The organism is Gracilimonas mengyeensis (assembly GCF_900182705.1).
In the GTDB taxonomy this organism is placed as follows: Bacteria; Bacteroidota; Rhodothermia; order Balneolales; family Balneolaceae; genus Gracilimonas; species Gracilimonas mengyeensis.
In genome coordinates this window covers 248,665-262,674 of the sequence record NZ_FXTP01000004.1, presented here as the reverse complement: position 1 = coordinate 262,674, position 14,010 = coordinate 248,665, and the positions used below count along the sequence as shown (strand labels likewise).

Genomic DNA, 14,010 nt, shown 5'->3' with positions numbered 1-14,010 from the left:
CATTAGAAATGGGATACTCATAAGCTAATTAATCGCATTTGATCAAAGTTTCTATTTTGGGATACCTAAGCATAGATACACTACATCTACTTCATCAAAGTCAGAACCTTGCTTTCGGTATAATCCCCTGCTTTTAATCGGTATAAGTAAATTCCACTTGAAAGCTTGGATGCATTGAAATCTACCTGGTATTGACCGGCAGACTGATAACTGTCCACCAATGTCGCTACTTTACGGCCCAGTGCATCAAACACTTCGAGCGTCACAGTCTCGGATTTCTGGAGTGAGTACTCAATGGTCGTAACCGGATTAAAAGGATTGGGGTAATTCTGCTTCAGGGCGGTTGCTAACGGCAGCTCCGAAACGCCCTCATCCAAAATTGAGGTTCCCTGGCCCTGGTATTCCACTTTAAGAATGAGGTGATTGATCCAGTCACTGCTGAGGTAGAGACTCCCCTCGCTATCGGTAGTAAGGCCAACAGGCTTGCCCCAGATGTTGCCTTGATCGGGCGGATTTGGCCAGAAGCCCGTCATAAAATCACCGACCGAGGCATTGGAGCCATCCTCATCTACAAACAAAGCTACCACCTTATGTCCCGGATCGGGACCTCTGAATCCAGAACGGTAAGCTACAAAAGCAGCCTTGTGGTAATCCGTGGGAAAATCACCATCAGGATAAAAGTGGATATCCATGGGCGAAGAGTGTGCATCAACCAGCGCGGCCGGACGCTTCATGGTTTGTACCAGCAAGCTATCCTCCCGCGTGATGGGCGGCACCCGCCAGTGTCCGCGAAAATCAAAATCAATATACACCTGAAAGCCGAATGCCAGCGGCCATCCGTAAAAGCCGCCATCCCGGACGATATCAATCCATTCGGGAGGCATTGTATTGTCGACTTCGGTGTGTCCATTGTTCGTAGCCCATAAGTCACCGGATGTTGGATGGATATCAAGGCCGATGGCATTGCGCAAGCCAGTGGCAAATATTCTGCGCTCCGTACCGTCGGCGCTGAATTCCAGCACGGTTGCCCGTTCGGGATCCTCTTCACGGCACACATCACAGGAGGATCCCACAGACAGGTAAAAACGTTCCTTCTGCTCATCAACAACAATGGTACGCGTAATATGCGGACTACTGGCCGTGGGAATATTATCGGCAAAAACTTCCCTGCTTTCATAAACCAGGTCACCATCCTGATCCTGGAATTTGACGATTTGATGGGTATCCGCCACATACATTTCCCCTTTGTAGAAGGTCAGGCTGTTCGCCCACCTGAGTCCATCCGCAGCAACAATCACCGTATCGGCAACTCCGTCATTGTTACGGTCTGGCAGGGCAAGAATCTCACTGGAAGAGTTGCCCTCGGGTTGGAATTCAGAGGAACCATTGGCCTTCATATTGGCCACGTGCAACACGCCTTCCTCGGTAAAGGCCATCAGGCGCGGCCCTCTGAGCCCATCCACCGCAAAAACTTTCACCGTAAATCCTGAAGGCAGATTCAGGCTAAGATCCTCCGGCACCATGCCCTGGAACTTTTCGGGTATTTCCAGATCAACCGGTTCCAGGTTCAGGTCCACTTTCGGCGTCATCTGTATAATTCCGGGTGGATAGGAATCATCTTGGGCAAACAGCGATGCCGGGCTGACCAGTATCGTAGTAGCTGTGATTAGCAAGAGAGAAAAATAGAACCAAGACGTAGAAAAATTACATAGTCGTTTCATGGACAAAGCTTCAAAGGTTAAATAAATAAGGGGATAGAAAAAATATGAGGGCTCACCGCTTCATTTGCAGTAGCTCCAATCGTAGTAAGTACCAGTCCCGATCCCGCATATAACAGACTTGGGGAACAGGAGTAAATAACGGCTAAAAAATTAAACTAACCAACTTTGGAAACCAGCAGTAACCCTCTTCCTGGTTGTTACACTGTATTATGTGGTTATTATTCCAAGAGTTGCTTTTTTGTATTGAGCCTCAAAACAGACATTGTAAAACTAAAGCTTCCTCCATTTTCCACAGGTAATAAATCACTGTCTGTTAATCTTACATAAGGATTAATGGAGAATTTAAACCGATGTGTCCCAATTCCCATATTCGGGACTAATCTTAATGATGAATTTTTAAAATCTGTATAAAGCAGAAGGTCTAATCCTGCGGTGAATATTGTGAAGCCAAAATAACCCCCCAATTTTTGGTCCAACTATAAAATTATTTGGGGAAATCTTTAATTCATTAATAAAGTGATAATTCAGATTTGCATAGCCAGGTTCCGAGTACAGTGACTTTGAAATGCCAAATTCCAGAAAATGATTTACTCTATCTAAACTATCTGATGTATTTAACAGATATCCTCCAACAAGTGATAAAGATGATACTCTGTAGGTTTCTCTATCAGGAACTACACTTGAATAAGCTTCTTGTGCAAATACAGAAGAATAAGAGAGAAGAAAAAAACAAACTATACAACAGACTTTTAATTTCATGAACATAACCACATACCGATGCAGTATCTAAACGGCTTGGGAATTATGATTTCTTTGAAGTAGCAAAATAAAATTCTCTGTTTTTAATACTGATACTCAGTAAAGTCCTGATTTGATATATTATCTAAATCATTTACCGCGAGTAATTTTTGCACATCATATACGGCTCCGAATGTAGCATTTTCACTAACTGTAATTACGATCTCCATATTATTTGGCAGGTCCTTATTGCTCAACGCAATTTCTAAATCTTCCGGGTATAGAAGGTTGCCATCAAAAAGAAGTTTATTCGTATCAAGGATATCAATATGGATTACCTGCTCATCGTAATTGCTAAACTCTTCAGTAGAAAACCCCTTAGCATACATACGTTTGACTCCTCTTTTATAAAGAAGTTCCTGAGTATGCATGATGGTGCCAATGGGAACATTCTCATCAAAAATAATCCGCGCTCTCGTATCCTCAGAAACAGTCACATTTTGAATATGACTATACAGGCTGGATTCACTGATTTTATTTCCATTGAAAAGAATTTGATCATCAGAAGAAATCCGAATGTCTACCATCTCATCAATTTCCTTTTCCTGGTACTTGTCCGGACTCTGCTGGGTTTCCTTAGCACAGGATGATATTGCAAGTGCCACTATAAGTATGAGACTGGGTTTCATTATTGAAGGTTTTTTGGGATGCATAACGCACGTGAAAATTATGATTTTGATAGAAATAGCGAAATTGATGTTTTATAAACAAGCTTCCATTCTGTCTGTTCCGATATGCTTTTTAAGACACTTTGCTACACCGAATTTGCTATTTAAGAAGGCTTTTCACCCCGGGCCAGCATATCCATGAATTTGGCAAACCGCCTCTGTCTGGTTTCGGGCTTCTTCGCAGAGGTCAGTCCATAGGCGATTTGATAGCGGCTCGATTTGTTGAGCGTTTCGAAGAACTGTTTTGCCTTCGGCTTGCTATGGAGCGCTGACAGGAAATCTGCCGGCACCTTTAGTTCGCTTGCCGTATAGGCCTTCTCCCATCGCCCATCTGATTTGGCCGCACGCACCTGCTCAAGTCCGGATTCCATCATCCGGCCTTCCTTTATTAATTGCTCGGCATGTTCTCTGTTTTTCTTTGACCATTTGCTTCGGGCTGTCCTTGGAGTGATCCGTTGGAGGTAAGCCTGGTCATCCAACGACTTTTTAATACCGTCGATCCAGCCCCAGCACAGAACCTCTATCACTACATCGTTCCAGGTTACGCTCGGAATCTCGGTCTTCTTCTTGAATATTTTCACCCACAATTCACTTTCGGTGGCGTGATTTTGTTTGAGCCACTCACCGAGGTCTTCCGGCGATGCAAAGGGCAATATTTTTGTTGGATCGGGTTCAGGCATTAACGTAGAATTTTTTTGGCGTATTGGGCACGTGAATTATGATGCTGTTGAAATAGCGAAATTAATTCTTACCAAGCAAGTTCCCATCGAACCCTGTCCGCATCCCTCTACTATAACACTTGCTATAACGTCATCATCATCTACAGTTCAAGTACCATTATTGCAACGGTACCAGACAAGAGTAAAATTAAGGCAGCGACAGATATGGGATTCGCAAAGTTAATCGTAAACCCTCCTCCCGTTTGTTTTGGCACGAATATCCTGTTGTCATCTGAATTGAAATAAAACAGGTGCCCATGAAAATGTTCCGTTTGTGTAATGGTTTGTTGTCCCCGGTTTTCTTTATGCCATTTTTGGGATGCCATTGAACCATAGAGCATAAAACCAACTACAATTGCCAGAATCCCAACGATTATAAATAGAGTCATAATGAAACGGGTGCATTAGCATTTAGATAGTTGCACTGCCGGTCTTGTGTCAAAGAGGATCACCGGGCCGACCGCGCCATTAGAAAGTTATAAAGGCAGAATACCGACCAGATTATATGAGAACATAAAACCTGCTCTGTAGAAACTATGTCCTTGACATTTTGTCTTTTTAAATTTGTTATGTATTTCTATTGTTCAACCAACTATTAGGAATGTCCATTACTTCCACATAGTCAGATAAATTTGGAATATGTAAGTAATAAGGCTTGTTATCATTTTTGGGACCATTTGGCCAAGATAAGCGTATCTCCTTTTGCCATTTAAATGAGCACTTTTCTTTGATAAACTTATATTCAGTTAAATCTACTATTGAAAGATCAATAGGCATGTCAACATATTCAACCCAATCAAATACTGCTGCACCACCAAGTAATCTTTGGCCATGATAATCTGCAAACTGAATTGCTCTAATAAAAAAAGCTATATCATTTATTTTTATCACTGCATCATAGCCTTCTTTCTCTTGCCATTTTTTACATAATTGCTCATTTACAACACTAGACATGCAGTAGATAAAACGGTTTTTCCTTTGCACAGTAAACTTCACAGTCGTATCATACCCACCTTTCAAATCAGCCATTCCTAAAGATCTTAGGTTGTTAACAACTAGCTTATTTTTTGAATCACTCGGATCATCGACGAAAACTGGAATACCTGCTATTTCTAGCTCAAATGGATCGCCAACGCCTCCAGTATTCTCTTGGCTTGAAAATGAGAAAAGGCTGTCAATCTTGATTGTTTCTTCTTCCATCCAGTAGTATATGTCTTCTTTGTGTAAAAACTTGTAGGCTGAAATCTTGATTGGAACTGAAGTATCTAACTTTTTCTTCGCTGTTGGCCCTAAGCTAAAACCTTCAAGTAGATGCATTTTTAACCTTTTTTTGATGCATAACAAATTATCATTTAAAAAATATCGCTAAGAGGCTCTGATATTTTCCCTTTTTATACCCCATAAAAATAAATCATTCCCCTTAAAAATCCACTCTAAACTCATAAAACCCTGACATTAAGAGCCATTTTTTTTGACCAATGACCAATTCAAAATCAACAATCAGCCCCTAGCCAATATTCGAATGCGCCCCTTTCTGTTTCACCCTGAAGCTGAATTTAAAATTAAACCCATTTTCCGCATTGATAGTGTAATCAGCCTCTAACTGGCCCAGCAGCGTTTTTATTAAAGTGACTCCCAGCGTATTGCTGCTGTCGAACACCTTGTTTTTGAAGCCTTTTCCGTTGTCTTCATACACCGCCTGAATTTCATCGTCCTCTTCATATAAGCCAATAAAAATCCGGCCGTCTTCCATTCCCTCAAAAGCATGCTTGAAAGAATTAGTAATCAACTCGTTGATCAACAGTCCCAGTGGAATGGCCTGATTAATGTTTAAATTATTTGTGCTGAATTCATACTCAATATTCACCTCTTTACCCCTTTCCTCAAACATATTCCGGATGCGATTGATGAGACGAACGGCATATTCTTCAAAAGTAATTTCCGTGAAACTCTCCGTATTATAAAGCAGTTCGTGCACGCCCGAAATGGAGTAAATCCGGTTTTGGGTTTCATTCAGGATTTGAATCAATTCCTGCTCTTTCAAGCCATCTTTCTGCAACTCAATTAGCCCGATGATAATGGCCAGGTTATTTTTCACACGATGATGGATCTCCGAAAGCAGCACCTCTTTCTCTTTCACCGATTCTTCCAGGCGATTTTTGTATTCCACCTCTTTGGTGATGTCTTCCAAAATAGCCAGCATCAACCGATCATTGCCCGATTCGCCTACAATATGCCCCACATTGAGCCTGAACATGGCCGTGGTGCCATCCTTACGCTTTCGTTCTATTTCCTTATTCTTGAGCGGTTGTCCCATTACGGCCTTGCCTTTAAGATGCTCAAAGTTATCCCGGTATTTATCAGACACATGCGGCATAAACTTGCCCATCACTTCCTCCCGTTTCCAGCCCAACATTTCTTCGGCGGCCTTATTCCAAAAATCCCTGACTATGCCATTGGTATCAATCGTATAAATGGCCATGGGAGACGACTCAATCAACGCCCTAATTTTCCGGTTGGCGCTGCGGGTTGATTTCTGGGCCGAATAGGCTGTCACCATAAAAAAGAAAAGAACCGAAACCAGCAGACTAAACAACAGGCCCAGGGCAGGATTCAGGTACAAACTTGGATTCACGTTCTCTTCCACAAATACCTGGTTAGGACTAAGCCTGAACATCCAGTTTCCGCTGTGCAGCCTGTCACTCTTTAGCTTCACGGCTATACTAAACTCCGGATAACCGGACACCCGCTCTGAGCTTCCATATTCATAAAAAACCATACCATTTTCATCCCTCAGCACAACATTATATTGATCCATCCCTTGCATAATGGCATCAAACTGAGAGCTAAAATCCATTCCGGCCGTAATGGTTCCATGAAAGTGATCATCAAAATAGAGGGGCTCATCCACCAGAAATGCATAATTTCCCTGAACCAGCTCCAGCCAATGGGTAAAATTTGTTATCGAATCCCGTTTGGCTCTAAGCCAGTCTGATCGCCGGTAATCCAAGGTGGAAATATCCAGCCCAATAGCACTCTCATTGCCCTTTATGGGTTCTACACGCCGGATAACCATGCTGCTGTCAATCCATTCAATAAACTTAAAAGCTGAGTTCTGATTAATGATGAGCTGGGCGTCATAATCCCAATAGTCGAAATATCCCCCGTTGGTTTCCTCAATACGGCTTTTCAGGTTACGCAGGCTGTTTACACTTTCGAGGGTTCGTTTCTGGAACTGCTGTACTACCAGTTGTCCGGTTTCATTAATTTTTGAAGTCTGTGCCTGGCGAGATTCCTTTTGATTTTGTAACCAAAGAATCATCACACTACAACTAAGAACTAACCCCAACAGAAGTGAAGTTACCAGTCTGTATTTTTCAATAAATTGAAGCAACTATAATCTCCGTAAATGAACTTTTCCGTCTGCTTATAACGCGTGATATCTGTTCGGATACGTCCGTTACAAACCACCAACATCTTAAAACCTCAACTGTATCATCTATTTTTGGTCGAAAGACGATAATACTTTAACCAAAAATTATATAAGTGGAAAGAAAATCCTTAGCGGGTTTTATCCATTTCGTGTATTTCTGCCGATCTTTATTACCTTTGTGCTTTCACCCTACCGAATATTATAACTTACAGCTACATGTGGCATATTTATGTTGATACCGGCGGCACCTTTACTGATTGTCTGGGGATTGATCCCAAGGGAAACTGGCATCGTACCAAAGTACTGAGCAACAGCACTTTAAGAGGCTACATCACTGAAAAAACCGCGTCGGACCGATACAAAATCAGCCAGGACTGGAAAGCACCATCGGGATTTATTGACGATTTACAGCTACACCTGCTCGGGACTTCTCAACGTTATACGGTCTCAGATTTTGATGCCGAGAGCTCTTCCTGCTCTTTTGATGAGCCACTGCCCGAAGATCTCGACCTCCCGGCTGCCTTTGAAATTTCCTTTGAAGAGGAACCGCCCATTTTAGCCAGCCGCCTGATTACCCAAACGCCTCCAAAGGATCCCTTGCCCCCCATCAACCTGCGGTTGGGAACCACACGAGGCACCAATGCCCTGCTTGAACATAAGGGAGCCCCGGTAGTTCTTTTTACGACTGAAGGATTTAAAGATTTGCCTGTGATTGGTAACCAACAACGCCCTGATCTTTTTAGTCTACAGATTGAAAAACCGATACCGATTTATCAGGAAATCATTGAAGTGAATGAACGACTGGATGCCAATGGAGAGGTCCTTCGTTCACCTGATATGGAACAGCTCCGGGAACAGTTGGCCCAGGTTCAGAAAGAAGACCAGCTATCGGCAGCCGTCTGCCTGATGCACAGTTACAAGAATGATACCCATGAACAGCAAATTGTTTCTTTTTTAGAGGATGAAGGTATTGGTTACGTCTCGGTTTCATCCCAATTAAGTCCTTTCATCAAAATACTGCCACGGCTGCAAACTACCCTGGTGAATGCGTACCTGTCGCCGGTCTTAAGGGATTACTTGTCTTCGGTTCGGGATTCTATCCAAGAGGGCTCACTACACGTGATGACCAGCGCCGGGGGACTGGTGACTTCCGATAACTTCAATCCCAAAGACAGCTTGTTGAGTGGTCCGGCCGGAGGCGTGGTGGGGGCAGCCGCTATCGGGAAAGCTTCCGGCTTCAGCCAGGTTATCTCTTTTGATATGGGAGGCACCAGCAGTGATGTATCCCGCTATGACGGCAACTATGATTACGTTTTTGAACACAAAGTGGGCGAAACTACACTTTCCGCCCCTGCCCTTTCGGTTGAAACCGTGGCTTCGGGCGGCGGCTCTGTCTGTTGGTTTGATGGGAAAACCTTGAAAGTAGGCCCGGAAAGTGGCGGGGCTTCTCCCGGTCCGGCCTGCTATGGCGCCGGCGGACCTCTTACCGTCACCGATGTGAATTTGCTACTGGGACGCCTGACACCCGATAACTTTGGGATACCGCTGGACAAAAAAGCAGCCGAAAAGAAATTCCAGGAAATTCAGAAAGAGGTGGAAGCCGCAGGCCTGGCCTCCGGGGAAAAGGAGCTTTTGGAAGGCTTTATCAACATCGCCAATGAACGGATGGCCGGGGCTATTCGGAAGATTTCACAACAAAAAGGCTACGATTGCACCGAATACGCTTTGGTGGCATTTGGCGGTGCGGGCGGACAACATGCCTGCGCCATCGCCCGGGAACTGGGCATGAAGCACATTCTGCTGCCTGCAGATGCCGGAATCCTCAGTGCCTATGGTATGGGACAAGCTTCTATTGAGCAATTTGCCGAACAACAATTTTTAGATCCGCTTTCCCAGGTTCAAGCCAACATAGAAGAAACAATTGAGCAACTTGCACAAGAAGCTATGAACAACCTGGAAGAACAAAACACAGGCTCGCTGGAAAAAACTATCAGCCGCCGTCTGGTTTTCATGCGCTTACAGGGACAAGAATCAACCCTCGAAATTGAATACGACACTCCCGACCGCTTATTCGATCAATTTAAGAAAGCATACAAAGAACGATACGGACACTGGATTGAAGGCCGTGAGGTGGAAGTGGAGTCTGTACGTGTGGTTGCTTCCACCCTGCCTCCCGAACAGGAAGAAAACGAAGTCTCTTCCCAATCCTCATCTCCCGAAACAAATAAAACAACCCGTGTACTTTTTAATAATCAATGGAAAGAAACACCGGTGTTTTCCCGCGATGACCTGCAACCCGGCCATCAAATACATGGCCCGGCACTCATTCCCGATCGCTTTGGAACCGTGGTGCTGGAACCGCATTGGGAAGCGAAGGTAGAGAGCAATGGTACTTTGAAATTGTCCTACACGGGCAAAAGCAATACCTCTACCCGATTCAGCAATGAGGCCGTGGCTCTGGAGTTATTCACCCAGCGTTTTACTTCCATCGCGGAGGAAATGGGCGAAATGCTGCGGCGAACGGCTTTATCTGTAAACGTGAAAGAACGCCTCGATTTCTCTTGCGCCCTACTCAACAGCAGCGGCGATTTGATGGTGAATGCCCCACATATCCCCGTTCATTTGGGTGCTTTGGGATTATGCGTGAAGGAAGTCATGAAGAAGTTTGAGCAATTGGAGGATGGCGATGTAATCGTGACCAACCATCCGGCTTACGGGGGCTCACATTTACCGGATGTCACGGTCATCACCCCTATTTTTGTGGATGATGAATTGCTGGGTTTTGCCGCCAGCCGTGCCCATCATGCTGAAATTGGGGGTACGCGCCCGGGATCCATGCCGCCTTTTGCCACCAGCCTGGCTGAAGAAGGCGTGGTGATTCCTCCCATGTATTTAGTCAAAAAGGGAGAACATCGATGGAAAGCCATTCGTGAGCATCTTACCCAAGCACAATATCCAACACGCAGCATTGATGAAAACATGGCCGACCTGCAAGCCGCCGTTGCCGCTAACCAGCGCGGACGAGAGGCATTGGTGCAGCTTGCCCAAAAGCATGGTACCCAAAGGCTCCGACATTTCATGGATGGAATCCTGGATTATGCCTCAGAGCAAATGCGAACCATGTTGCGTGAGATGGATGATCAAAGCTTGTCTGCAACGGAAACTCTGGATGACGGAACAGAAATTCATGTTTCAATAACCATTGAGGATGAGCAAGCCATGATTGATTTCGAAGGCACTTCTCCTGTTCATCCCGGAAATATGAATTGTACCCCAGCCATCGTAAACAGCGTAGTGATGTATGTTTTACGCCTGCTTTTGGATCAGCCTCTGCCATTGAATGAGGGACTGCTGGGGCCGGTGACCATAAAGCTTCCAAAGTGTTTCTTAAATCCCGATTTCCCCGAAGATCCTGCAGAATGTCCGGCGGTGGTGGGTGGTAATATAGAAACCAGTCAGCGCCTCACCGATACACTACTCAAGCCTTTTGAGGTGATGGCCTGCAGCCAGGGCACCATGAATAACGTGTTGTTCGGGAATGATGATTTTGGTTATTACGAAACCATTGGCGGCGGCACCGGGGCCGGCCCTGATTTTGACGGTGCCGATGCCGTACATCATCACATGACCAATACCGCCGCTACCGATCCAGAGATCCTGGAACATCGTTACCCGGTACGTTTGGATCGATATGCCGTAAGAGAAAATTCCGGTGGTAAAGGAAGCCATAGCGGCGGAAACGGACTCATTCGTGAGTTGACCTTTATGAAGCCAGTAAGCCTTTCCGTACTCACTCAGCATCGTAAAAATGCTCCTTATGCCTTGCAGGGCGGCAAAGATGGTGAAAAGGGAAAACAGTGGATTATTCGGGAAAATGGAGAAAAGGAAGAGATGGAATCTGTTGATGGAGCTGAATTGGAGGCTGGAGAAAAGTTCATCCTGCATACGCCCGGCGGTGGTGGGTTTGGGGCTTTTTAGTTTATAGTTCTGAGGGCTGAGTTTTGAGTGCTTTGTAGATGTAATGATTCTCTCCTACTCCCTCGCTCCAATCGCTCTGCGTTGGAGCGGAAAGGTGTGGGTCAACATAGTAGATCGATTAGTATAAGGCAAGGTGCAACCTTGCGGAGCTTTTATTTTTGAGGTACAACCTCAAAATATCTCTGTATAGGTCGGGCAGATTTGCCCGACCATTTTGTGATTAATTGTTCGTTATGACTTTTTGGACGTTCTGTACTGAGAGATAGTACCACCAGATGTCCGATAGATCGATGGACCGAAATGCGATGAACGATCTTGTGGGTGGATTATATCTGACGCTGTCTGCTACTCATTTCAATTAACATGCCAAATACCTGTGTCCCTCATGGAGGGACAGCAAAATCAGTTTACTGATTTTGCAGGGAGGGCAGTCACAGATGCACAACCAAAAATCTGTTCCTCATACATTCTATTCTTAAAATCTTATCGAATGGCTCCAGCCAAGGCAAGGTACAACCTTGCCATACTTTTACTTTTGAGGTACAACCTCAAAAGATCTTAGGTACTATAATCTTCCATCTTTTAATTTTTCAATCTTCCTTCTCTTTCCCATCACATAAACCCAAATACCGAATTCAGGCTTCGGAAACCGATCAGCAGCGCTACCAAAATAACGATCACCCCAAAAATATTGTGCCGTAGTGAGTTACGGCTGGGCCCCAGTAACAAGGGTTCATTCATGATGTAAAGCAAAAATATGGCGATTACGGGTAGGGTAATGCCGTTGGCCACTTGAGCAAACTCAATCAGACGAACGGGATCAATACTAAAGGCAGAAAAGAGTACGCCTACCACTAAGACGGCCATCCAAACCAGGCGAAAACGGATATCAGACAAACGTGCATTCCAGCCCAAAATACCGCTGGTGGCGTAGGCCGCAGCGAGTGGTGCCGTTATCGCAGAGGTAATACCAGCTGCAAACAGACCGATACCCATATAATCTTTGGCCCAGCTACCCAACAGTGGTTCCAGTTGAGCGGCCATATCGGCGGCACTGCTGACTTCCGAACCATCCGTAGCCGCTGCCGCACTGGTTATCACAATACACATCGAAATGATCCCTCCCAGGATAATACCCACTGCATTTTCGATTCGCATATCGCTTAGCTGGGAAACTCGTTCATACTTCTCCTGAACGGTTGAGGCATGCAGAAACAAGTTGTAGGGTACCACCGTAGTTCCCACCAAAGCAATTACGGTTAACAATTCATCGGCAGAAGCAGAAGGCAGGAAAAGTCCTTTGGCAATAGACGGCAGATCCGGCATAATGACCACGGCTGTGGTAACAAAGACGATACTCATCAATCCGACCAAGGCCGTCATCACTTGTACAATTCGTTTAAAGCTCCCGGAGAATAACAGCCAGAATGCAATCCCTCCAATCACAAATGAAAGTGGGTAAAACTGGACCCCATTTATTGAAACATCCAGAGAAAGGAAAAAAGCATCAAGTCCTAAAACAGCACCAGAGATATTCCCTCCCTCATAGGCAATATTTCCAATGAGAATGGCACTTAGAACCAACAGTATCCCAATACCCCTTACTAACGGATGTGAAAGCTGGCTGTAAATGGCTTCTCCAAGTCCCTTGCGGGTTACAATGCCGAGGCGGCCGGTCATTTCCTGTAGAACAAGAGTAGCAATAATGGAGAACAGCAGGGCCCAAAGAAGCGAATAGCCCGATCGTACACCGGCAAGCGTACAAACAGTAACGGTACCCGGACCAATGAAAGCAGCAGCAACCAAGGTGCTGGGTCCAAAGTATTTTCGAAAAGGATTTGTCATGGCAGGGTATATAGTATCATAAGGACAGAATCCCAAATGAGAAATGACTTATAATAGCAATACTTAAGCTTTTAACAGGTTTTAAGAGGTATTTATTATAACATCAAACAGTTTAGCATTGTCGTAATTTCAACCACTCCTGTCATTTTCGATTTAAAAACTCTTTTGTTACAATGTTCATATTCTGCTACTTGCGGATTTTGGATTTAAAACTTTTGACCTATGGCTACTTTAAAAACGCAACCTACAGACCAACTTGTGGAAGATTATCTCGGCTCCATTAAAGATGAGCTGCGGGCTAAAGACTGCCGATCCATCCATCAAATAATGCAGGAAGTTTCCGGAGCCCCAGGTACGATGTGGGGTGCCAACATCGTCGGTTATGGCAGTTATCACTACAAATATGAAAGTGGGCGCGAAGGAGATTGGATGCTGGTGGGTTTCAGCAACCGAAAACGGTATATTAGCCTGTACATCATGTCTGGTTTTGATGCATTTGACAGCCTGCTGGGGCAACTCGGAAAACATAAAACGGGGAAATCCTGCCTGTATATCAACAAGCTTAAAGACATTGAAGAATCTGTTCTTCGCGAGATGATTGCCTCATCCATTGAAAAGATCAAACAACGATACAAATAAATTTACTCCATGAAAGACGGCCAAAAACGCAGCGAGCTCTCTCCCGGTATGGACGTGGGCATTGTGCTAAAAAAAGACCAACGCTCAGGAAATATCACCTACGGTACCATTCAGGATATTTTAACCAACAGTGCTACCCATCCCCATGGCATTAAAGTACGCCTGCGCAGCGGCGATATCGGAAGAGTGAAAGAGATTAAGTAAGCAGT

Annotated in this window: 11 protein-coding genes; 3 read left to right on the top strand and 8 right to left on the bottom strand. The window is 44.8% G+C overall.

The window, feature by feature from the left end:
- Positions 1 to 86: 86 nt before the first annotated feature.
- From FN815_RS06430 to FN815_RS06405, 7 genes are all read right to left on the bottom strand, one after another.
- The gene (locus FN815_RS06430) at positions 87 to 1,721 is read right to left on the bottom strand and encodes a DUF7133 domain-containing protein (RefSeq protein WP_142453801.1); all 1,635 of its coding nucleotides are present in this window, start codon (positions 1,719 to 1,721) and stop codon (positions 87 to 89) included.
- 396 nt (positions 1,722 to 2,117) lie between these two features.
- Positions 2,118 to 2,480 carry a hypothetical protein gene (locus tag FN815_RS18865; RefSeq protein ID WP_185957193.1) on the bottom strand — a complete coding sequence of 121 codons (363 nt, stop codon included), beginning with the start codon at positions 2,478 to 2,480 and terminating at the stop codon, positions 2,118 to 2,120.
- Between the two features lie 83 nt (positions 2,481 to 2,563).
- On the bottom strand, positions 2,564 to 3,148 hold the full coding sequence (locus FN815_RS06425; RefSeq protein WP_142453800.1) for a hypothetical protein: 585 nt from the start codon (positions 3,146 to 3,148) through the stop codon (positions 2,564 to 2,566).
- A 143-nt stretch (positions 3,149 to 3,291) separates the two neighbouring features.
- The gene (locus tag FN815_RS06420; RefSeq protein ID WP_142453799.1) at positions 3,292 to 3,867 is read right to left on the bottom strand and encodes a YdeI/OmpD-associated family protein; all 576 of its coding nucleotides are present in this window, start codon (positions 3,865 to 3,867) and stop codon (positions 3,292 to 3,294) included.
- A gap of 140 nt (positions 3,868 to 4,007) precedes the next feature.
- The gene (locus tag FN815_RS06415; protein WP_142453798.1) at positions 4,008 to 4,295 is read right to left on the bottom strand and encodes a DUF5808 domain-containing protein; all 288 of its coding nucleotides are present in this window, start codon (positions 4,293 to 4,295) and stop codon (positions 4,008 to 4,010) included.
- Positions 4,296 to 4,473: 178 nt separating this feature from the next.
- On the bottom strand, positions 4,474 to 5,223 hold the full coding sequence (locus FN815_RS06410; RefSeq protein WP_142453797.1) for a hypothetical protein: 750 nt from the start codon (positions 5,221 to 5,223) through the stop codon (positions 4,474 to 4,476).
- A 190-nt stretch (positions 5,224 to 5,413) separates the two neighbouring features.
- The gene (locus tag FN815_RS06405) at positions 5,414 to 7,228 is read right to left on the bottom strand and encodes a sensor histidine kinase (protein ID WP_142453796.1); all 1,815 of its coding nucleotides are present in this window, start codon (positions 7,226 to 7,228) and stop codon (positions 5,414 to 5,416) included.
- A gap of 327 nt (positions 7,229 to 7,555) precedes the next feature.
- Between FN815_RS06405 and FN815_RS06400 the strand changes: the two genes are divergently transcribed.
- Positions 7,556 to 11,317, top strand: a complete 3,762-nt coding sequence (locus FN815_RS06400) for a hydantoinase B/oxoprolinase family protein (RefSeq protein ID WP_142453795.1) — start codon at positions 7,556 to 7,558, stop codon at positions 11,315 to 11,317.
- 612 nt (positions 11,318 to 11,929) lie between these two features.
- Here FN815_RS06400 and FN815_RS06395 read toward each other — a convergent pair.
- Positions 11,930 to 13,162, bottom strand: coding sequence for an Nramp family divalent metal transporter (locus tag FN815_RS06395; protein WP_142453794.1), 1,233 nt, complete (start codon positions 13,160 to 13,162; stop codon positions 11,930 to 11,932).
- Positions 13,163 to 13,384: 222 nt separating this feature from the next.
- Between FN815_RS06395 and FN815_RS06390 the strand changes: the two genes are divergently transcribed.
- Both FN815_RS06390 and FN815_RS06385 read left to right on the top strand, forming a co-directional pair.
- Positions 13,385 to 13,801, top strand: a complete 417-nt coding sequence (locus FN815_RS06390) for a DUF1801 domain-containing protein (RefSeq protein ID WP_142453793.1) — start codon at positions 13,385 to 13,387, stop codon at positions 13,799 to 13,801.
- A 9-nt stretch (positions 13,802 to 13,810) separates the two neighbouring features.
- On the top strand, positions 13,811 to 14,005 hold the full coding sequence (locus FN815_RS06385) for a YwbE family protein (protein ID WP_142453792.1): 195 nt from the start codon (positions 13,811 to 13,813) through the stop codon (positions 14,003 to 14,005).
- Positions 14,006 to 14,010: the final 5 nt, after the last annotated feature.